The 21,802-nt window shown below is 56.2% G+C and carries 19 protein-coding genes; 5 read left to right on the top strand and 14 right to left on the bottom strand.

The window, feature by feature from the left end; all coding sequences use genetic code 11:
• Positions 1-36: 36 nt before the first annotated feature.
• Both Q0778_RS04615 and Q0778_RS04620 read left to right on the top strand, forming a co-directional pair.
• Positions 37-801, top strand: a complete 765-nt coding sequence (locus tag Q0778_RS04615; protein ID WP_298334356.1) for an ABC transporter ATP-binding protein — start codon at positions 37-39, stop codon at positions 799-801.
• Positions 798-3,353, top strand: a complete 2,556-nt coding sequence (locus Q0778_RS04620; protein ID WP_298334358.1) for an FtsX-like permease family protein — start codon at positions 798-800, stop codon at positions 3,351-3,353. The genes Q0778_RS04615 and Q0778_RS04620 overlap by 4 nt, the downstream gene beginning before the upstream one ends.
• A gap of 31 nt (positions 3,354-3,384) precedes the next feature.
• Here Q0778_RS04620 and Q0778_RS04625 read toward each other — a convergent pair whose 3' ends face one another.
• Together Q0778_RS04625 and Q0778_RS04630 are read right to left on the bottom strand one after the other, a co-directional pair.
• Positions 3,385-3,867: an RDD family protein gene (locus Q0778_RS04625; RefSeq protein WP_298334360.1), complete on the bottom strand. Its 483-nt coding sequence runs from the start codon at positions 3,865-3,867 to the stop codon at positions 3,385-3,387.
• A gap of 129 nt (positions 3,868-3,996) precedes the next feature.
• Complete coding sequence (locus tag Q0778_RS04630) at positions 3,997-6,657, bottom strand: TonB-dependent receptor (RefSeq protein WP_298334362.1); 2,661 nt, start codon at positions 6,655-6,657, stop codon at positions 3,997-3,999.
• 383 nt (positions 6,658-7,040) lie between these two features.
• On the opposite strand from Q0778_RS04630, the gene typA reads away from it, so the two are divergent.
• Positions 7,041-8,873 (top strand): translational GTPase TypA, encoded by a 1,833-nt coding sequence (typA, locus tag Q0778_RS04635; RefSeq protein WP_298334365.1) that lies wholly within the window; start codon positions 7,041-7,043, stop codon positions 8,871-8,873.
• Here typA and Q0778_RS04640 read toward each other — a convergent pair.
• The 6 genes from Q0778_RS04640 to Q0778_RS04665 form a co-directional block, all read right to left on the bottom strand.
• Positions 8,870-9,088 carry a hypothetical protein gene (locus Q0778_RS04640; protein ID WP_298334367.1) on the bottom strand — a complete coding sequence of 73 codons (219 nt, stop codon included), beginning with the start codon at positions 9,086-9,088 and terminating at the stop codon, positions 8,870-8,872. The genes typA and Q0778_RS04640 overlap by 4 nt on opposite strands.
• Positions 9,081-9,488: a hypothetical protein gene (locus Q0778_RS04645; RefSeq protein WP_298334369.1), complete on the bottom strand. Its 408-nt coding sequence runs from the start codon at positions 9,486-9,488 to the stop codon at positions 9,081-9,083. Before Q0778_RS04645 ends, Q0778_RS04640 begins: the two co-directional genes overlap by 8 nt.
• Positions 9,489-9,641: 153 nt before the next feature.
• Positions 9,642-10,571, bottom strand: a complete 930-nt coding sequence (locus tag Q0778_RS04650) for a S41 family peptidase (protein ID WP_298303823.1) — start codon at positions 10,569-10,571, stop codon at positions 9,642-9,644.
• Positions 10,543-11,061 carry a MarR family transcriptional regulator gene (locus Q0778_RS04655; protein ID WP_298334370.1) on the bottom strand — a complete coding sequence of 173 codons (519 nt, stop codon included), beginning with the start codon at positions 11,059-11,061 and terminating at the stop codon, positions 10,543-10,545. The genes Q0778_RS04650 and Q0778_RS04655 overlap by 29 nt, the downstream gene beginning before the upstream one ends.
• A 107-nt stretch (positions 11,062-11,168) precedes the next feature.
• Complete coding sequence (locus Q0778_RS04660) at positions 11,169-11,945, bottom strand: SDR family oxidoreductase (protein WP_298334372.1); 777 nt, start codon at positions 11,943-11,945, stop codon at positions 11,169-11,171.
• Between the two features lie 73 nt (positions 11,946-12,018).
• Positions 12,019-14,382 (bottom strand): DNA/RNA non-specific endonuclease, encoded by a 2,364-nt coding sequence (locus Q0778_RS04665; protein ID WP_298334374.1) that lies wholly within the window; start codon positions 14,380-14,382, stop codon positions 12,019-12,021.
• A gap of 476 nt (positions 14,383-14,858) precedes the next feature.
• Here Q0778_RS04665 and Q0778_RS04670 point away from each other — a divergent pair, with 476 nt between their 5' ends.
• Both Q0778_RS04670 and Q0778_RS04675 read left to right on the top strand, forming a co-directional pair.
• A complete protein-coding gene (locus Q0778_RS04670) occupies positions 14,859-15,260 on the top strand; it encodes a thioredoxin family protein (RefSeq protein WP_298303815.1) in 402 nt (133 codons plus the stop codon).
• A 220-nt stretch (positions 15,261-15,480) separates the two neighbouring features.
• A complete protein-coding gene (locus Q0778_RS04675) occupies positions 15,481-15,870 on the top strand; it encodes a VOC family protein (RefSeq protein ID WP_298334376.1) in 390 nt (129 codons plus the stop codon).
• Positions 15,871-16,037: 167 nt separating this feature from the next.
• Here the strand turns inward: Q0778_RS04675 and Q0778_RS04680 are convergent, their stop codons facing one another.
• The 6 genes from Q0778_RS04680 to Q0778_RS04705 form a co-directional block, all read right to left on the bottom strand.
• A complete protein-coding gene (locus Q0778_RS04680) occupies positions 16,038-16,670 on the bottom strand; it encodes a LuxR C-terminal-related transcriptional regulator (protein WP_298303810.1) in 633 nt (210 codons plus the stop codon).
• Between the two features lie 170 nt (positions 16,671-16,840).
• Positions 16,841-17,578 (bottom strand): peptidase, encoded by a 738-nt coding sequence (locus tag Q0778_RS04685; RefSeq protein WP_298303808.1) that lies wholly within the window; start codon positions 17,576-17,578, stop codon positions 16,841-16,843.
• Positions 17,579-17,603: 25 nt separating this feature from the next.
• The gene (locus Q0778_RS04690) at positions 17,604-18,413 is read right to left on the bottom strand and encodes a transglutaminase family protein (protein ID WP_298334378.1); all 810 of its coding nucleotides are present in this window, start codon (positions 18,411-18,413) and stop codon (positions 17,604-17,606) included.
• A 10-nt stretch (positions 18,414-18,423) separates the two neighbouring features.
• The gene (locus Q0778_RS04695; RefSeq protein WP_298303804.1) at positions 18,424-19,368 is read right to left on the bottom strand and encodes an alpha-E domain-containing protein; all 945 of its coding nucleotides are present in this window, start codon (positions 19,366-19,368) and stop codon (positions 18,424-18,426) included.
• Positions 19,369-19,385: 17 nt separating this feature from the next.
• Positions 19,386-20,840, bottom strand: coding sequence for a circularly permuted type 2 ATP-grasp protein (locus Q0778_RS04700; RefSeq protein WP_298334380.1), 1,455 nt, complete (start codon positions 20,838-20,840; stop codon positions 19,386-19,388).
• Between the two features lie 98 nt (positions 20,841-20,938).
• Positions 20,939-21,721, bottom strand: coding sequence for an alpha/beta fold hydrolase (locus tag Q0778_RS04705; protein ID WP_298303801.1), 783 nt, complete (start codon positions 21,719-21,721; stop codon positions 20,939-20,941).
• Positions 21,722-21,802: the final 81 nt, after the last annotated feature.

The following is a 21,802-nucleotide window of genomic DNA, read 5'->3' on the forward strand; positions in this document are numbered from 1 at the left end:
TTGTTTGAAACCGTTCTCTATCCCATCTGGAGCCCCATGACAAAAGTCGTGACAAAGCCCTCTCTCACATCTGTGCCCGCCACCCTTTCCGCTGACCTCGCAATTAGCGCGCGCGGCCTTACTCTTACACTCGGCAGCACCAGTGCACCGGTCGAGATCCTGAAAGGGATCGACCTCGACATTGCGGAGGGCGAAGTGGTTGCCCTGCTTGGACCTTCTGGCTCGGGAAAGAGCTCGCTTATGGCGGTGCTTTCGGGCCTCGAACGCGCGACCGGTGGATCGCTGAATGTTGCAGGTCAGGACTTCGCGGCGCTTGATGAGGACGGCCTCGCTGCTGCGCGCCGGGGGCGGATCGGAATTGTGCTTCAAGCCTTCCACCTTCTCCCCACCATGACGGCAACCGAAAATGTTGCCACCCCGATGGAGCTGGCAGGCAGCAAGGATGCATCTCCACGCGCGGAAGCCGAATTGAGCGCCGTGGGTCTTGGCCACAGGATCGACCACTACCCCACTCAGCTTTCCGGAGGTGAGCAGCAGCGCGTCGCCATTGCCCGCGCGATTGCACCGCGTCCGACGCTGATCTTCGCCGATGAGCCTACCGGCAATCTCGATGCATCGACGGGCGAAGAGATCGTCGATCTGCTGTTTGCCCGTCGTGCCGAAACGGGTGCGACACTTCTCATCATCACCCACGATGCCTTGCTCGCCGAAAAGTGTGAGCGCGTACTTACAATGGCCGACGGGGTGATCGTTTCGGATCGCAAAACCGGTGTTACCAGTTCTGTGGAAGCCGCCGAATGAGCGCCGACACGGCTAAAGGCTCCACTCATGGCCTGAGTTGGGGTGCCGCTTGGCAAATTGCCCGGCGTGATCTCAATGCTCGGTTTAAGGGGCTCCGCCTCCTTCTGGTATGCATTTTCCTTGGCACTGCTGCACTCGCAGCAATTGGCACGCTGACCGCGTCAATTGAGCGCGAATTGCAAAGTTCGGGTCGAGAGCTTTTGGGCGGCGACCTTGAAGTCGAAGTTTGGCAGCGCGACCTCAGCCCAGAAGAGCAAACGGCAATAGGTGAATACGGTGAACTATCAGGCGGCTATCGTCTCCAAGCGATGGCGAGCACTGATGATGCCGCAGCGCCGGTTGAGCTCAAGGCTGTCGAAGGCAATTGGCCGCTGTTTGGCAATTTCACCCTCTCGGATGGCAGCGAGCCCGGTGCCCCGAGCGGAAATGATGCCTATCTAGCGCAAGGCGCGCTCGACCGTCTTGACATTCAGGTAGGCGAGACATTCCGTCTTGGCACCATCACCGTGCGCGCCGCTGGCATTATCGAGAACGAGCCTGATAGGCTATCTGAAGGCTTTCAACTCGGTCCAACGGTCCTTGTTGCCAAGCAAGTGCCTGTTGATGCAGGCCTGCTCCAGCCAGGATCGCTCTATCAGAGCAAGTATAGGGTTGCGTTCGACAATGCCGGCCGCGATCCGGAGGGAGTCGAAGAAGCACTCACCGAGGCCTATCCCAACGCTGGCTTTGACTTCCGCACCCGCGATCGCGCCTCACCCGGCGCAGACCGCTTTGTTACTCGCATGAGCGACTTTCTCACACTTGTCGGCCTTGCCGCTCTGGTAATCGCAGGAATCGGGATCGCTGGCGGAGTTTCCTCCTATCTCGATCAACGCCGCGCGAGCATCGCCACGCTTAAAGTGTTGGGAGCCTCTTCGCGTGACATAGTTCGCATTTACGCACTTCAGATCGCGGTTGCCGCATTCTTAGGCAGCGCACTTGGTCTTGCCACAGGGGTTCTCGTGACTCCGCTTTTGGGCATGGCCTTGCAAGGGCTTTTGCCAGTGGAAGGCGGCTTCGTGATTGAACCAGCGCCCTTGCTTCTAGCTGGTACATACGGCGTGCTCGTGGCGTTTGCATTCGCCGCTGCCCCACTTCTGCGCGCGCGCGCGTACCCTGCGATGGCCTTGATGCGCAGCCGGATCGTACCACTCGCCAAGGACCGGCGCGCTCTGATGGCGACAGCAGCCGGTCTTGTGGCGATTTGCGCGCTTGCTTTGTTCACCACCGGTCAGGCCTGGCTCACGGCAGGGTTCCTTGCAGGTGCTGGGCTTGCTCTGATCGCACTCGCCGGGCTTGGGCTTGGCATTCAATATGCTGCGCGAAAACTGCCGCGTCCTTCGAACCCGCTTCTGCGTTCGGCTTTGGCCAATATCCACCGGCCGGGCGCGCCCACCAGCGCGCTTGTGACCGCGCTTGGCTTTGGGCTTGCAGCCTTTGTCTTGCTTGCCGCAATCCAGAGCGCGATCGACGGCAACATCCAGAGCCGCGTGCCGCAAGAGGCGCCCGACTATTTCGTGATCGACGTGCCGCCCGAAGGCAAAGACCGGTTCGAAGAGCTGATCACCACGCCCTTCCCCCAGGCGACCGTTCGCGCCGTGCCCACTTTGCGCGGATCGGTGCTGGCCTTTGGTCCCGAAGGCAACATGCAGCGCACCGCTGACCTCGAAGAAATCCCGGAAGGCGCTTGGGCGCTGCGCGGCGAGCGCGGGATCACCTATGCAGACGAAGCCCCTATGGGTAGCCGGGTTGTTGAGGGAGAATGGTGGAGCGAAGAGCAAGCCAGCGAAGCGCTCGTCTCGATCGATAAGGAATTTGCCGATGCCGCAGGCCTTGGCGTCGGTGATATGCTGACCATCGGCATTCTTGGGCAGGAACGCGACGCACGCATTGCCAATCTGCGCGAGATCGACTGGGAGACCATGGGCTTCAACTTCACCATGGTGTTCTCTTCGGGTGCTATTGCCGACGCGCCGCACAAGCTGTCCGCCACAATCGAGCTCCCTGATGACGCTGACACCGCTGCTCGTGCACAATTGCTGCGCGCGATGGTGCAGGAGTATCCCTCAAGCTCTGTCGTGGAAGTGGGTGAGGTTCTGGTGCAGGCTCGCACTCTCTTGGAACAGGTCGGCCTGGCAACGCTTGCCGCGGCCGCTGTGGCGGTTCTGGCTGGCCTTGCGGTACTTATGGGAGCAATCGCAGCGGCCCGTGCTGCGCGGACCTACGATACTGTGGTCCTTAGGGTAATGGGTGCGAGCCGCCGTCAGATCCTAGGGTTGCAACTCGCAGAATATGGCCTGATCGCGAGTGCCCTGGCACTTGTGGCGCTGGCGCTTGGCTCTGGCCTTGGCTGGGTCATTATAACCCAACTGTTCGAGTTTGACTGGCTGCCCGATTGGGGCGCAGTACTCGCGGTTCTTGGTATGGGTCTTGCAATCGTGCTCGCCTTTGCACTGGGCGGCTCGCTGCCCCTTCTCAGAGCAAAACCCGCCCAAGCTCTCAGAGAGCTTTAGGGCAGGTGCACTCAAAACTTTTTCCTAGGCCTTAGGAGAACACATCCGGGTCAACGCCGGTTTCACCCGGCTTGGCATGCACAACGAGGGTGCTGCAGATCATATCGTGCAACCCCTGTTTGCGCGCCGTAAAAGCAACCATGATGTAGCCAATGAGCAAGATCATGCTTGAAAGGATCTTGGAAAAATAGCGTCCAAGCGCGCGCAGCACAGAAATCCTGCGCCCATCTTCGCCGGTCACAACAAGGCCCATCGCGCGCTTACCCGGCGTCGCCTGCATCGAAGAACTTTCAAAGCCGACAAAATAGGCCGCACCGATCAGACCAAATACCAGATTCAGCAAAGGCGAATCCGATTGCGCACTGCTGCTAAAACTGGTGGCAGTGGTCTCAACCGTCGAAGTACCGAAGACAAAGATCAACGGGAAAAACACTATCATTAGAAAAACAATATCAATGATATATGCCCCGACCCGAACCCAAAATCCGCCATACGTCATAGAATTCCCCCTCATCTGCTACGAGGCAAAGCACCACAGCACCTTGCTCAAGGCAAGCGTGTCGTCCGAATTGTCCCAACAAAAAGGCCTCGTGCGATCACTCGCACGAGGCCTTTTGCAAGAAGCGCCTAAGCGCTCGCTTGATTAGAAGCGGAAGCGAACCACCCCGCCGTAAGTGCGTGGTGCATTCGGATAGGCCGAGACTGATCCTGCCTGCGCCACCCCATCGAAGATGGTCAGGATGTCATCAGTATCGAGCAGGTTACGCGCGAAGGCACCAATCTCGAGTCCGTTATTGAGCGCCAGCGTTACCGAGGCGTTGACCAGATTGACATCGCGGCGGAACAATGGCTCGTTGCCAAGCGCGAAGTTGAAGGTGGGCAGAATGACGATATCGACCTCACTTTCGTGATTGTAGTCGATCCGGCTGATTAGCCGCGTACCGCTGTCCCATTCATGCGTGTAGGTTGCGCTGGTGGCGATCGACCACTCAGAAATGCCAGACGGGCGGGTTCCGCTCAGGTCGCCGACAACGCTGCCGGGGAAGTCATCGAAGACTGGGTCGAGATAGGTCGCAGCGAACGTGAACACCAATCCGTCTGTTGGATTGATTGTCGCATCAAGCTCGAACCCTTGCACCGACTGTTGACCGGCGTTCTGAAGCGCGAAGCCAAGCCCGGTAAAGGCGAAACTCTGGAAACCTTCGATTGTCTGATCGAAAAGTGCGAGATTGATGCCGATGCCGTCCCACTGCGCTTTCAGGCCGATTTCATAGACTTCCGCCTCTTCCGGTCCGGCAAAGCGCGTGCCGGTGGTAAGGTTTGGGGTCGCCAGCCCAGCGTCGAGGATCGGTGAAGACGGTGCCAGGATCGTGGAATTGAGCGGCCCCGGAGTGAAGTCCGAAAGCAAGGGCCGGCTATCGCGCGACAGGTTGACCGAGCTGGCCTTGAAGCCCGTGGCGTAGCTCGCATAGATGTTGACCTCGTTCGAGACCTGATACGACGCGCGCAGCAGGTAAGAGAAATCATCATCGCGTGTTTGCCCGTCCTCGATCGGGTTGGGAACCGACGGGAATGGTGGCTGGAACTGCAGCGCCCCAAGACCAAGCAGTGGGTTTTGCGCCGGATCCTGAGCCGCGGCTGCGATTCCTGCGAAGAATGGTGCCGTCGCCGGATCAGCGGCGAAGCCGGCGATCACATCAGGCGTCACCTGCCCTGGCGGGATCATCAGCGCCTGCGCGATCCCACCAACGATGAAGGCATCGACCAGGTTGATATTCGCCAGCGGATCTCCGGCAACGAAATCAACCCCGAAATCCTTGCTGTCGTCGGTATAGTTGAACCCAGCGGTGAAGACGAGGCCGTCAACCGGCTCGAAATCGACCGTCCCGAAGATCGAATAGGATTCGTTATCGAGGAAGAAGCTTTCGATCGACAGCACATCACCGCCGAAGATCGCTCCCGGTGGCAGGCCAAGCCCGGCTTCAGCGCCAAGCAGAACCTGGTTGCCCGTGGCGACCTGGACCGCGGCTGGCGTGCCTGCAGGCACGAGCGGTGCGGCCGCCTGGAATGCGGCAAAATCACGGAAATCCGCGCCCACGGTCAGACCACTTTCCTGCCCGATCTGCTCGTCGAAATAATACCCACCAACCAGGAAGTTGATCGGGCCTTCGAAATCAGAACTGATGCGGAGTTCTTGCGTGAAGGTATCGACCGCTTGGTCCCGGTTTTCCACCGTGAGGTCCGCGCTGGTGAAATCCACATCCTGGAAAAATGAATTACGAAGTTCGCGATAAGCAGTGATCGAAGTGATCGAGATCGCCCCTAGCTGGTAATCGATCTGTCCCGAAATCCCGTAATTTTCATTTTTGTTCTCTGGGACGACGTTGAGGAAATTCTCGCGTGAGAACACATCAGTGGGGAACTGCCCGCCCACCGCAGCGATCGCGCCCGAAGTGACGGGTCCGACCACGAGATTGCCGGTCTGACAGCAAACTTCGTCGATATCGGCATAGTCACCGATGATGCGGACGCTCAGATCGGGTGTTGGCTCGATAAGCAGCTGGCCACGTACCGCCCAGCGGTTCCGGTCATTGATGTCCTCGTCCAGATTGACGATTTCGCCAAAGCCGTCACGGCGCTGATAACTGCCGTCAACCGAGAATGCGATATTCTCTGTGATCGGTCCAGTGACATCGCCTTTGAGGAAAAACGTATCAAAATTGCCGTAAACTGCTTCGACACTCCCACCCCAGTCAAACTGCGGCGGACGGGTGATAACCGAAATCACACCGGCAGAGGCATTCTTGCCGAACAGGGTCGATTGCGGGCCATTGAGCACCTCAATCCGCTGAACATTGGTAAGGTCATTTAGTGCAGAGGCTGAGCGTGAACGGAACACGCCGTCGATGAACACACCAACCGATGGCTCAATGCCAAAGTTGTTGTCTCCGTTACCAAAGCCGCGAACAATAAAAGTCGATGCCGACGAAGTCTGCAACTGGCTAACACGGAGCGATGGCGTGACCGTTTGCAGATCGAGAACGTCGCGTATCTGAGCGTTTTCTAGCGTCTCACCTGTGGTCACAGAAACGGAGATAGGAGTTTCTTGGAGTGTCTGTTCACGCTTCGACGCGGTCACGATGATGACATTGCTGCTCTCTTCATTGCCAAGTTCAGAAGCAAGAGCATCCTCATCGGCGTCTTGCGCCAATGCAACGCCAGGGGCTGTAAGTGCAAAACCGGCAGCACCTGCAAGCAGTGCAAACCTAAACGACCCGGCAGTGCCGGTATTGATTGAACGCATGGGCATCCTTCTCCTCATATCCCGTCGCAAGCGGTCGATCATTTAGTATTGCATCCCCAGATGCGTGACCGTCCCGCGCGACTTGTATCCCGATTAGGCGAGTGATTCCGGGTCGACAAGCGCAGAACCGCTCGCCATCAAAGGGTAATGGGCTTGCTGTTGCGAAGGAGTCACACCTCGGGATTCGCCTATTTGCAGTGCACAATGGCTTCAAAAAAAGTACGATTTAGAGACTTACGCCGCGTCAAGCTGAACTGAAGAGCGCGTGTTGCACAATTGGCTCGCCATAGCAGGAGGGTGAATTACGCCCTTGTTGCGTCGCAGCACAGCGTCTAGAGGGGCGGCCAAATCCCCCGTTTCTTTTCCAAAAATGAGAACTCAATATGTCTCGCGACCTACGCAACATCGCGATTATCGCTCACGTTGACCATGGTAAGACCACTCTGGTTGACCAGCTTTTCCGCCAGTCAGGCACCTTCCGTGACAATCAGCGGGTTGAAGAGCGGGCGATGGATTCCGGCGATCTGGAGAAAGAGCGCGGGATCACCATCCTTGCCAAATGCACCAGCGTTGAGTGGGAGCATGAAGGCGCCAACACGCGTATCAACATCGTTGATACCCCCGGCCACGCCGACTTTGGGGCCGAAGTTGAGCGTATTCTTAGCATGGTCGACGGCGTCATCCTTCTGGTGGACAGCGCCGAAGGGGCCATGCCTCAGACTAAATTTGTGACCGGCAAAGCGCTTGCCCTTGGTCTTCGCCCTATCGTGGTGGTCAACAAGATCGATCGCCCCGATGGTCGACCGCAAGAAGTGCTGGACGAGGTGTTCGACCTCTTCGCATCGCTTGATGCAACTGATGAGCAATTGGACTTCCCATCGCTCTTCGCCTCCGGCCGCGATGGTTATGCCAGCGACGATGAAGATGCGCGCGAAGGAACACTTGATCCGTTGTTCAAGCTGATCACCGAGCACGTGCCCTCCCCCGGCCTCGACGTGAGCGGCAAATTCAGCTTCCTTGCAACCCTGCTTGACCGCGACAACTTCATGGGCCGAGTGCTCACGGGCCGCGTCCAGTCGGGGACGCTCAAGATCAACGATCCGATCCACGCCATCGACATGGACGGGAATGTCGTCGAAGCTGGACGCGCGACCAAACTGATGAGCTTTGACGGTCTTGAGCGCGTTCCGGTTGAATGCGCGCAGGCGGGCGACATCATCGCACTTGCGGGACTTGAAAAGGCAACGGTTGCCAACACCATTTGCGACCCATCGGTGAGCGAGCCTATCGAAGCCCAGCCGATTGATCCGCCAACGCTCGCTATGCGCTTTGCCGTGAACGACAGCCCGCTTGCAGGGCGCGAAGGCGACAAGGTTACGAGCCGCATGATCCGTGACCGTCTCCTGCGCGAAGCAGAGACAAATGTCGCGATCCGCATCACAGAAAGTGCCGACAAAGACAGCTTCGAAGTGGCTGGCCGCGGCGAACTCCAGCTGGGCGTTCTCATCGAAACGATGCGCCGCGAAGGTTTTGAGCTCGGCATCAGCCGTCCCAAAGTGCTGCTTCGCGAAGAAGACGGCAAGAAAATGGAGCCATACGAAACCGTCGTCATCGACGTGGATGATGAACACTCCGGTACCGTGGTTGAGAAGATGCAGCGCCGTAAGGCCGATCTCACCGAGATGAAGCCTTCTGGCCAAGGCAAGACCCGCATCACCTTCTCGGCGCCATCGCGCGGCCTTATCGGCTATCACGGCGAATTCCTGTCCGACACACGCGGCACCGGCATTATGAACCGTCTGTTCGAGAAATACGGACCTTACAAAGGCCCGATCGAAGGCCGCAACAACGGCGTGCTCATCTCCAACGGTGACGGCGAATCCAACGCCTATGCGCTCAACATGCTTGAGGAACGCGGCGAGTTGTTCGTGGGCGCTTCGATGAAGCTGTATGAAGGCATGATCATTGGCGAGAACGCGAAGCCTGACGACCTTGAGGTCAACCCGATGAAGGCCAAGCAGCTCACCAACATCCGTTCCTCGGGAAAGGACGACAGCATCCGCCTGACCCCGCCGCGCCGTATGACGCTGGAACAGTCGATTGCCTATATCGACGACGATGAAATGGTCGAAGTGACGCCCCAGAGCATTCGTCTACGCAAGACCTTGCTTTGCCCACACGAGCGTAAGAAGGCGAAACGGGCTAAGGCGAGTTAATCCTCGCTCGACACCACATAATCATCAGCTCGCGGTGTCTGCTGTTCGGCTTGATTCCGAAGAATCTCGTTCTGATGCATAAGAACTTCGATCTGCTTCTGCATTTGTTCGAGATTTTCATGAGCAAGTCGCTCGGCTCTCTGCTGACTCGACATCCACATCATGGACATGCCCAGCAATACGCCGACAATCGAGATAACGAAGAATTCAAACATCATCTGCTCCTTGATCGGCGTTGGGAACCTCTTCAGGCACAGCATTGTCGAACAAAGCCTCCGAAGCCGTCTCATCAAATATAGAGCAATTCTCAGAATTTTGCACTATCATCTCATCGACGGCGGTTTGAGCCACCTCACTCAACGCCGTGTTTGGCGTTTCATCGCCAAGGTAATCAAAGAACTTACCGCAAAGCGAGGTGCGCTCTTCACTTTCAGCTTCCATTTGAGCAGTTTGAGCCTCGGAATCGGCCTTATATATCTCCGTTTCAGCAGATTGACCGCCACCGATAAAGGTGAAGTAACCCGTAATGCCAGTGGCAATTAGGCCTATTGTTGTGACAGCGACTCCACCGCTTTGAAGAATTGTCTCCCAAGTGCTCTTGTTACTTTCTCGCACAAGCTACCCCCATTGATACTTGGCAAGTCTAATTATTATACAACGGGGGGTCAATACTTAGGAAGATAGCGAGTGCTTGCGGCACCTCTTGCAATACTCCAGCGCATCGGCAGCTAAGCTTTGAATTGATCGCAACGGAACTTTCGCTCTTCACTAGCGCATATTTGGAGCCTTATTGGTCAGAAACTCCAACGCCTCGGAAAGAGCATCCTCTGAGGGGACCGCAATATCAGGGACAATACCGCCACCTTCCCAATTGGACTGAGACATGCTGTTCAATGGGCGAGCTTCGGGAATTCCAACGACCCATCCTCCTGAAACGCGGACACCTTCGCCCACCATATGCGCGCCTCCGCCGCTACCGTCACCGATAACAGTAGCCCTCCCTTCCGCTTGCAATCCGTATGCGACCGCCTCTGCCGCGGAGAAAGAGCGCTTGTTGATCAGGATGACCAGGGGCTTCTCACTGCCATATCGGGGCCAATCAAAATCGGCCTCTTTCAATGGCTGCTCCTCACAAACGCGGCAATCGATCCGACGCGCGATGGCAGCGCCAGCGTCGCGGAACGTCCACTCGATCGGCCATGCAGTTTCGGGGGAACCTCCACCGTTATCACGCAGATCAAGGATCATGGCGTCGCTGGTCGAAAGCAGAGTAAACGCACCTTTGAGCGCCTCTTTGGCTGGCTCGTACTCATAGAAGCTCGAGAGCGCCAGATAGCCTATATTCCCGGACATCCGCTCGACACGCGCAATCCCATAGGCGTTTGCGGCCGCTCCCTTGCGCCACTCTTCTATCCAGTCATCGCCGTCATCATTGCCGGACGGAAAATCGACAAAGAAGTGTTTGTCGCCGGTGATGTCCCGCAAATAACGGGTCAGATGCTCCGCAAACTCTGGACCGTCACCACAGTTCACATCCAAAGCCCCAGCCGCAATGTCGCGGCGAATGATTTCAGCGCTTCGAGTGGCGACATTTTCAATCACGTAGCGTTCTTCAATCGCATCCGCGATTTCGAAGGCCGCCGCGCGCTCCTGTACACAAGCCGCCGCGCTAAGGAGCGCTGCCGGTATCAACATCATCAATCAAACTCCCGTCAAATGCATCCGCGATCCTAGAAGCGAAGTCGCGCCGTTCGAGCGCGTCATCCAGCGCATCAATCATTTGGATGAATTCTGGCGCAGCCTCGTCGATCAACGCCTGTGCGGCCGCTTCAACCCGCAGGGAAATGGCTTCGACCCGCTCCAGCGTGGTCTTGCCGGTGCTCGTCAGGACAAGAACCTTGCGCCGCCGATCTTCATCATCCGGTCTGCGTTCAAGCAAAGCGGCATTCTCCATCGCATTGGCCACCTGAGTGATCGCCACATGGCTTTGCCCCAGCATTCCAGCCGCAGTACCCACGTCCAATGGACCGCGCTTGAACAAGAGCATCCCTAGGGCGAACCAACGTTGCTCAAAACCAAGCCGGTCGCGGTAAAGATCTGTGACATTACCGTTCAATCGCTCCAGCAACCGCCGAAGTCGCGTGCCAAAGGTTTGGACACCTGAATCGCGAAGGAAATCACCTGACATAAATATGTAAGTACTTACATAAATGAAATTGGTCAAGTCCTCTGGCAGAGCGCTGCAAACCTTGGAGGTCTCTACCCTATCGCTGCTGACGAGCGGGCGAAACGTGACTACATCATAAAGTTGGGCTGGCCATTGCTGGCACTTACCCCGCCATCGACCGGCAGATTGACACCCGTAATGAAGCTTGCATCATCGCTGGCAAGAAAGGCTGTTGCAGCGGCGATGTCTTCCGGCTCGCCCACGCGCTTGATCGCCATACGGTTGAGGACCATCTTCATCGCCATCTCATTGCCGGTAATCTCCTCCACCATATCCGAGCGCGTAATCGACGGGTTGATCGCATTGACTCGCACACCCTTGGCTCCCAGCTGCAAGGCAAGCCCGCGCGTCAGATTGGTCACCGCACCTTTGGAGGCGTTGTAGACCGGCAGCATCGAATCCCCGCCCGTGCCAGAGACGCTGGAGATGTTCACGATGGACCCCTTGCTTTCGATAAGATGCGGGATCGCCGCTCGGCTGAGATAGATTACGCCCTTGACGTTGATGTCGATGATACGGTCAATCTCTGCATCATCCGTTTTGTGCAAGATGCCGCCACCGCCAACGCCTGCGTTGTTGACAAGGCAGTGTAGGCCACCAAAGCGCTCCACCGTCTTGGCGACAATCTCATTTGCAAACTCTGATTTCGATACATCGCCAGCGACCACAAGAGTGCGGTCCGGATCAAGGCTCTCGGCCACGCCCGCGCACTTTTCGGCATTGCGCGCATTGATGACCACATTGGCGCCCTCATCGTGAAAGCGCCGAGCAATCCCTTCGCCGATCCCGGTGGATGAGCCGGTTATGATGACAGACTTACCTGCAAAGCGTTGGGATTGGGCCATGAGATACTCCTCCTGATCTTGAGCCTTTCGACGGCCTTATCCCACGCCCAAAATTCCGCAAGTGAGAAGCGCGTCAGCCCAGAATCAAGTCGTCGAAACTGTCGATACGCCCAGCCTTCTCAAGTGCGCCGCCAGAATATGCTGACATGCTCTCATGGGCTCCAAGTCCGCCACGATGTCTGCGTCGTTTCCACGCCGGCAAGCGTTCTTCAAGCGCGTAACTGTCAATCTCTGACAGTTTTTTCCCACCGTCGCCAAAAGGAAAGTCGAGCGATGTTTCCTCTTCGATTTCCTCGATCTTGGTTTGATAAGCTTGGAAGGAACCAATCTGGGTGCTTTCCTTTGCCCAGCGCGGTTTAGTGATTGTGTCCATGTCGAGCACATCGTCTTGGCTTAGGATGTAACCGGTGGCGTAGAGCTGATCCTGCTCCCCAACGGCAACCACAACTTTCCAATAACGGATTGGGATCCTGGTATCCTTAAACTCGGGATCACCATCATCAAAGATAGGTCCCGTAAACACCTGAACCCGGTAATTGTGGGCGCGTGCGGACTGCTCGAGAATGTACTTCTCTAGGCCAAGCCAAAGCCGAACCGTGTCGTTGGGATGCTTATCCTGATTGAAGAGATAGTGCTGCGGCGCGACATTGGTCCAAGGGCAGGTGCCATTGGCTCGTCTGGTTGCCTCGTATTTGTCGAGACCCCATTCCATATCCTCTCGACGGGTCAAATGCCCTCGGTCGAAGCGAGTGCCCTTGTAAAACGTGTTCTCAAGCTGGTGCTCCTTGGAAATCCGCCTCTCCGTCAGCCAGTCATTGCCAGTGCCGGAAATATTGAAATCCACCCCGCCATTCACATTAGCAGCCGAAAAGAACGCGATTTTGCGCTCCCTGTTCATAACAACGGAATAGCCGTCGTAGTTGAGGACTCCTTTCTTGGCGACCGCAGCGCTTGGAGCAGGCTGGTCATAAACACGCTCGCGCAGAAGGGGCGCGATCTTTTGGTCCATCTTTTTACGCGAACTCACTTGCGGAAGGTGTACGGGTCCATCCTTATGGCGCAGGAACTTGGGATCATAACCATCGACCCAGTCTTCCTCTTTCACCACGGGTGCATAGATCTTCTCTGATTTTCGGCGCTCCAACAGATCGTCACTGCTCATTTCCGATACGCCTGCTCCAGACGCATCCTGATCAACCACTTCAACGTGGCCGTCCTCAACCGCCAGCGTCACTTGGATCAATTGCCGTCCCATATTGTCTTCCTTTCCGCTAGCGACTTGGACAGTGTCTTTCATCATATCTGATTTTGGCCTTGATGACGGCCGTGTAGTGGCGGTGTCATCGAACCGCATATAGTCTGCAGCTGACACAGATCGTACGATTTGAGCCAAGCTCTCCGGCAGCTTTCCGCCTCTAAACATGACCGGTAGGCGTGCCGAGATATCGCGCACGCCCACATTGAGCATTGGTGCAATCAAAGGGTGGGTTGCGATCTTGGGATCGGTGCGCAAGCGTTCGATTATCTTCGAAATGCGGATGCCTTCATTGGCGACCCAATCGATGTCTGCATCGGAATGAATGTCAGGATCATAGTCCTGTCCATTCACTGTCTTCCAGACCCCATCAACTTTGCGCGGCACACCCGAGTGGTGAAGCGCCACGACAAGCCAGTCATTGGTGAAAACGGGGGAGCCGGAAGAGCCGCCCAAGGTGTCTGTCGAATACCACAGAACATCTGTGCTGCGCGCCAGGAACTGATTGTCGCGCGCGCAGACTTGTTTACGCTCGCCATTGGGGTGCTGGATGATGGTCAGCCATTCCCCTTCCATGACTTTGCCAAGCTCAGCAATCAGCGGAAGCCAGCCTACTTCTTCAAGTGTTGCTTGCCCGCCATTCGACACTTCCTCAACCGCCACGATGGTAAAATCAAGCGGCTCGCTCGTGTAGAACAGGCGATCAGGATCAAGCCGAAAGCGCAGCGGGGTACGATCCTGCCCCAACACGTCTCGCTCGTAGAACATCTGAACTTCAGAGGCGCGCGCAAGCTCTTCATTCTTGAGCACGTGGTTGTTGGTCATCAGCACGCCGTCGCCGACGAAAAACCCCGAACCAAAGCCGAGGCGTCGCCCTCGCCCATTTATGATCTCAACCCGAACCACCGCGCGCGCGACCAAGGTGCCTCGCGGTAGGTAGTTGGCGTCTTGAAGCTCATTCCCGCCGATGATGCGTTCGAACGCCTGCTGAGCCTCGCGCTTTTCTGAATAGAGATTCTCCAGCATTTGTCGGCGTTGCTGTTTTTGCTGTTCAGAAGCGATCTTGTCAGGCGAACCCATGCGGACTTCGCGCACAAGACGCTCAATATCCGTGCCGCTGGCCTCAATGCGGGCGGCAGCCTTATTGGCAGCCTCATGAAAATTTGGAGTTGAAATCGCCATCCTGTCCCCCCGAACAAGTCTGCGCTGAATATCAATTAAATGATTACGAGTCCAATACTTGATTTCGTCTTGTGCAATTGATCCGGCACGCGAGATTTCAATTCGATGCTTTTTTGAGCTCAGATTCACGGGCGCCAGGGGTGCAGTCGCGAGACCTCTTCCATTTTCCTACAGGTATCGGCCAGCGCTACGGTCGGAGGAGTTTGACGTATGCGCCACCACTCACACGGATTGAAAGTTGACACATGCCACCATTTAAAGTCGCATTTTCATTCAAATTATCAGTCATTTAGAGGATCAGAATATTTCACCCCAAACAGGGGGTTCACTGTGTCAATTTCAACGTTGCCCCGCCCGGCTCGTCGAAACTGTCCAGTTTTATTTATCCTCGCCTGTGTAACCCTGCTCAGGTCTCGCTCGAAGTCTAGGCAACGCTGGCGCGACGCGTCAGGATATATGTTTGGAGTTTTTGTTAAGTGACCCGCATCTTTCTCATCATCGCCGCTCTTGGCGCAGCCATGATCGCCGCAACGCAGATCACCGCTCAGGTAAATGCGGCGGAGTGGAGCTCCTACAACGCGGCAGAATTCACGATTGCCCAGAAGAAAGGCAAGACCATCGTTGTCGATGTCTACTCCGATGGGTGCCTGACATGCCGCACTCAGGCCCCAATCCTCAACGAATTGCGCGCAGAGCGGCAGAGCAACGATGTCCTCTTCGTGAAGGTCAATTTCGACGATGAGAAAGACTTCCTACGTGAGAAACAAATCCCGCGCCATTCAACCGTCCTCGTGTTCAAGGGTACAGACGAAGTCGCTCGATCCATCGCTGAGACCAATCGTGGCCGTCTGCGCGGCACTGTGCTGAACGCTCTTTAGAGCGATTTCAGAGATAAGAAGCCTGCGATATCGTAGTCGCGCGCTCGATGTATTTTGAGGGCGTCGCGATCGTGGCGATCGGTCTTTACCAAGGCACGACATCTGAATCTCTAATTCTGATAGGGCTTGAGCATGTTTTGCCACTGCAGGACTCGTCTTTGCCAGCCCTACCCCTTTAAGGCATAAGCCGCTGTTGGATCGAAATGGGAGGAGCAGTGAAATGAACGAGAGCACTGGACCGCGGGTCACCGGTTTAGGCGGGATATTCTATGTCGCCAAAGACACCGAGGCAACGCGCACATGGTATCGCGAAAAACTTGGTGTGGATGGCGAGTATGGGCCGCAGTTTGCTTGGTCAGAGGAACCCAAAGAAAACCCCTACTCTCTGATCAGCCACTTCAAGGACGATGAGTATATCAAGCCTGGCAAAGGCGGTTTCATGATCAACCTACGCGTGACCGATCTTGATGGCTTTGTCGAAATCCTCAAATCGCGGGATGTCGAAGTGCTCGACACTGCTGATGAAGGGTATGGCAAGTTTGCCTGGATACTCGATCCCGACGGAGTGAAGATCGAGCTGTGGGAACAGGTCGCTGACGAGACACCCTAGACGCTCGACCCATTGCGGAGAGTGCCTAGAGCCAAACACGACCCCGACATCAGGGGGGAAGATATCGAGGTCGTGCGGGTACCAAGGGCGGGATGGCCTTGCGCGTATCGTAAGGGCGCCCTTCGCAGGATGGAGGCCGGAAGTAGACCAGCACTTCTTAAGCGGGATTAATGGTTCACTTGGGGTTCAATCTGAGGTTCCAATTTCGCCTCAAGTTTGAGACGGACGGCTTCGGCAGCATGGCGTGCGCCAAGCTTGTGCATCATGTTGGCACGGTGGATTTCAACGGTGCGCGGGCTGATCTCCAGTTCCCGAGCGATGACTTTGTTGCTGCTTCCTTGGGCGAGCCATTCCAGGACTTCCCGTTCACGGCCCGACAGACTGGCAATACGGTCGCGAGCTTCGATCATTCGACGACGAGCCGCGCCAAACACTTCGGCTTCCTTCTCAATCCGGGTGAGACACCTTTCGAACCGACCCGGATCAAGTGGAAGTGAAAGGTAATCAAGCGCCCCCGCTTTGATCGCCTCCACAATCCTGCCCGGACGAGGGTCAGTTTCGATTGCGATAAGGGGCAACCAGATGCCCAAGCGACTTAGTCGATCCAAGATCATCGATACTCCGCCCTGATCAGGCAGATCTCGAGCAACGATGATCCCTTCGCGTGGAGGATGAGAGGATAATTCCGAAATGTCGCCATACACTTCCGAATGGTGGCCGAGTGAAAACCCGACACGAGCCAATTCGGCGCGATGGCGACTGCTGGAATCGATGAAATGGAGGGTGGCTTTGCGTGACATGCTTAGTGTCGTGCGCTCACCCAAATTTTAATTCACGCGGCACTAACTCCATTGTCGAGCATTAGCGCCCAGATTTTACCCAAAATAGTGAATCTCTGACAATAAATTCATCCGGAACGGATCATTTGTTTGCAACTCATCCAAAGTTATTCACGGATTAGTCTCTTATTCTACTGCGAATCGAGGCTGTAACCGGGTAAAGACTGAAAAGCTGACCGCAATGCATCGCCCCAATTCGAAGAGATTGTCTCGAAATAGACATCCCCTTGATTGACACGGCGCTTGTGGGTCGGGGCAAAATCATCTTTGCCGATCACCATCAGATCTAGCGGTAAACCGACCGACAAGTTCGCCTTCAGAGTGGAGTCGAAGGAAACCATGAGCAGCTTCACTGCGTCTTCAATACTCATATCGGCATCGTAACCCCGGATCAGGATCGGGCGACCATACTTTGTTTCGCCAATCTGGAAGAAGGGTGTGTCAGAGCTTGCCTCGATAAAGTTGCCTTCCGGATAGATCATGAAGAGGCGCGGTTCCATTCCCGCGATCTGACCAGCAAGGATGATTGAAGCGGTAAATCGGTTGGTCGTGCTGTTCGCATCTTGAACTTCGCTGATAGTCTGGCGCAGCAGCTTGCCGATTTCGGTCGCGACCGTGAACATGGTGGGTCCGTTGAGCAAAGTCGTGTCGCGTTCACCGGGCTGTTTGGTACGCTCTTCAAGCTTGCTGACAACTGCTTGCGTCGTGGCCAGATTTCCCGCCGTCATGACCGATATCATCCGTTCGCCCGGGACCTGCCAAGAGAACATCTTGCGAAAGACAGATATGTTGTCGACACCCGAATTGGTCCGTGTGTCGCTCATCAAGACTAGGCCCTTGCTGAGCACCATGCCAACGCAATATGTCATTGTGATTTCTTCCTTACTGGCCCGTCTACTGGCTCTGCTGCTCAACTTCGAGATCGACACTGAGTACTTGTTCGTTCGCACCGAAGCTGATGCCGGTTACGGGGGCTGCATCACGGTAATCACGCCCCGTAGCAACCCGAACATAGCGCGGGTCGGGACTAATTCCGTTTGAAACGTCAAAGCCAACCCATCCAAGTCCATCAATGTGCGCCTCGGCCCAGGCGTGGCTCGCTTCTTGGGTGACCCGGTCGTTCATCATGAGATAGCCAGAAACATATCGCGCCGGAATATCGAGCATGCGCGCGGCACCGATAAATATATGCGTATGATCCTGACAAACACCTTCCCCTGCCGCAACGGCCTCCTCTGCCTTGGTAGCAACACCAGTTGCCCCCTTCGCATAGGGCACTCGTTCAGCAATATGGGTGGAAAGCTCGTGCAGGAAATTGACACCGGCATCCTTGGCTGGTCCAACCTCACGCAGCAGGGCGCGCATCTGAGGCCCAGGTTTGGTTAGCTCTGTCTGGTCCAGGAAGCTCCACAATGGGAGGTGTCCGGAATGCCGACCGATCACTCCGGCATAATCGCGCGTTTCGACCTTGCCCTGGCACGTAACCGTAACATCGCAGGCGCCAGGGTCGACTGCGATCAGTGTCACCGTGTTGTGGTTCTGATCCTCATATTGGAGCTCAGGGTGAGCATTCTCATACAGCATATCCCATTCGAGGATCTGCTGGCCTTGGGTCTCCTTCGGCATCTTTCGCAGGCGTTGGAGCGCATGAATCACCGGCTCTTTAAAAGCGTATCGGGTGGAATGGCGGATCGCGAGTTTCATGTCCTGTTCCTCACGCGAGAAATCTGTAGTCTTCGGTTATTGCTTCACCAATCGCCGTATTATGGGCCATGAACTCGATCAGAAACTCATGGAGGCCCTGGTCGAAGATCGCATCGACTGTGTGTCCGGAAATATCGCTCTCCCTGGCAGCCAGTAAGGCCGAGCACTTCCCCTCACGCTCATGCAGTCGCGCAAGCCCGGTGAGATGAACGCGCACCGCGTTGCGGCAGAATGCAAGACTCCGCGGGAAACGATCATCGAGCACCAGAAACTCAACTATGGACGGCGCATCGATATTGCCGTGGTTGATCCAGCTGTAGCTGCTCACCCCGGCGACCGAGCGCAGAACCTGCTCCCACTGACCGGTATCAAGACTGGAACCCACATAGGAAAGGGAGGGAAGCAACAGATAATATTTCATATCGAGAATGCGCGCGGTGCTTTCTGCGCGTTCAAGATAGGTGCCAGCGCGCGCAAAATGGTGACCTTCATCGCGCAAGATCGTCCCATCCATCGCACCGTGGATCTCCATCCCTGTGCGCCTTAACCGGGTGACAACATCGCCCAGTGCCGATTGACTGATCGGTCGGCTCAACTGGTTGTCGAGCTTCATCCAATTTTCATTGACCGCTTCCCACACCTGGCTTGAAATATGGGTGCGCGCGGTGCGAGCATTGCTTCGCACGGCCCCCATCATTTCCCGAACATTTGCAGGGTTCGCGCGGTCGCGAAGAACGAAATTCCAAACAGTTGCGCCGTCATAGGTGTCAGAAGCAGCTTCGAATGAGGACTTAAGTCCAAGGGTCGAAATAACCGACCGCCATTCCTCCTCAGCACTCTGGACATCGCGAGTGAGTGCCATGCGCAGGCCAGCTTCAAGTAATCGAGCGGTGTTCTCAGCCCGCTCCAGATAGCGAAACATCCAGAAGAGACCATTGGCGGTGCGGCCTAGCATATGCGTGCGTCCCCCCATCAGTCTTTCAGCACCCAAGTATCTTTTGTGCCGCCCCCTTGTGAGGAGTTGACCACGAGCGAACCCGGTTTGAGAGCGACACGGCTAAGCCCACCCGGAGTGATGTCGACGCCATCTGGTGAGACCAGCACATAGGGTCGCAAGTCGACATGGCGCGGGGCCAGGCCTGCGCGGGTGTAAATCGGGCAGGTCGACAATGAGAGAGTTGGCTGGGCAATGTAGTTTTCCGGCTTAGCCTCAAGCTTTGCGCGGAAAGCTTTGATTTCCTTCTTGGTCGCGGTTGGCCCGATCAGCATACCGTATCCGCCAGACCCGTGGACTTCTTTCACTACCAACTCATCGAGATTGTCGAGCACATAGGCGAGGCTATCGCTGTCCGCACAACGCCACGTCTTTACATTAGGCAAAAGTGGTTTCTCACCGGTGTAGAACTCGACGATCTCCGGCATGAAAGAATAGATCGCCTTATCGTCAGAAATACCCGTTCCCGGCGCATTGGCGATAGTTACCCCGCCCGCGCGATAGACATCCATTATGCCGGGCACTCCGAGTACGCTATCCGGATGGAATGTCAGCGGGTCGAGATATTCATCGTCCACCCGGCGGTAGATCACATCCACCGGCTCAAACCCGCGCGTTGTGCGCATCTGCACCTTGCCGTCGATCACTCGAAGGTCGCTGCCTTCGACCAGCTCGGCCCCCATTTGGTCGGCAAGGAAGGCATGCTCATAATAAGCGGAATTGTAGATACCCGGGGTCAGGACAGCGACAGTGGGTTCGCGCCCTCCGCTCGCGTCAAATTGCGGCGGAGCACAAGCCGCGAGAGAGCGAGCCAGACGGCGTGGGTAATTCGAGACCGGTTCGACCCCGACCTGACTGAACAGGTCCGGGAACATCGCCATCATCGTCTCGCGATTTTCGAGCATGTAAGACACGCCCGAAGGTGTGCGGGCATTGTCCTCAAGAACAAACCACTCATCGGGTCCTGTGCGGACCAAATCGATGCCGACAATATGGGTGTAGATGCCTCCCGGTGGCGTATGACCAACCATATTCGGGAGCCATGCGGCATTGTCTCGAAGCAGACGCTCCGGAAGTCGGCCAGAGCGCACGATCTCCTGCCGATGATAGAGGTCGTAGAGGAAGGCATTGAGCGCACGCACCCGCTGTTCGATCCCACGAGCGAGCCTGCGCCATTCGCCCGCTGTGATAATGCGCGGCACCATGTCGAAAGGGATCAGGCGTTCCTCGGCCTCATCTTCGCCATAGACATTGAAAGTGATGCCCGTTCGGCGAAAGCTCTCGTCTGCTTCGGAGTTTTTGCGCTTTAGGTAGGAGGCTTCTTGTCCTTCATACCATTGGCCATAGGCGGCGTAAGCGGGACGCACATCTCCCGCTCCATCGGTCATCTCATCAAAATTGCCCGATCCATCGGGCGAAGCGCCACCAGCCATCTGTCCCCACACGCTTATCACAAGTGCAGAATGGCAATGTAACGCTCGAACTCTAAAAGAAAAGCGCGTCTTTCGGTATTCGCAAAAAGAGGTGCAAATCAGTCATTTTGCCGGTCGAGTTCAGCCAGAACCGCAAGGATTGCGTTGGGATCATAAGTAAAGCCGGAATGCGTGCAGCGCAGGGCAATCGCGTGGTCCCGTTCACCCGGCTTACCCGCAGCGCTACGAGGGCCAATCGCGCCATCATTCGGACTCCAGAAAGCGATGGTTTCAACATCGGGCTTTTCCGAAGCATCGGTTTCAATCGGCGGCTCATCCACACTATGACCCGCAATCACAGAATAGAGCCGCCAGATGTTATTGTTGCGCGGGCTCCCCGAAAAAGGGGAGCCCATGGTGATGACTTTGGTGATAAGGTCGGGATGCAATTTGGCAAGCTCACGCGCGTAAAGCCCGCCAAGGCTCCACCCAACCAGCGCGACAGAGCCTCCATTCTTCTCGCAAACCTCGGCAAGGCGACCTTCAAGAGCTCCCAGAGTTTCCTCCGCGACCCCCCAATTGCGGCCCTGCCCCCAGTCTTTGACCGTGTGACCAGCCTCCTCCAAACGCTCGGCCATATATTGCATCCGCGACGGGCCATGACCAAAGCCGGGGAAGAGGATCACAGTTTGTGGGTTTTCTGCGAGCGGTACTTCAAACTTTCGGATCAATCGTCGTGCCGGCTCGATCAGCAAATCCGCCTCAGCCATAAGTTTGAACAGGCTGGGCTTGCCCTTTTCCTCTTCCGAATAATCGCCGGTTGCCAATGCAATGCGACGCGCAAGTTCGGTCTCATTGAGAGCCGCTTTGGAAGAAGCGAGAAAATGTTCAACCGGGGACATCGGCTCTCATATACACACTGAGCCAATGAACGCATAGTGAAGGCTTCGTGAGGTACCCGTTCACTCCAACGGCTCGACGAA

Source organism: uncultured Erythrobacter sp., from assembly GCF_947502395.1.
Lineage (GTDB): Bacteria > Pseudomonadota > Alphaproteobacteria > Sphingomonadales > Sphingomonadaceae > Erythrobacter.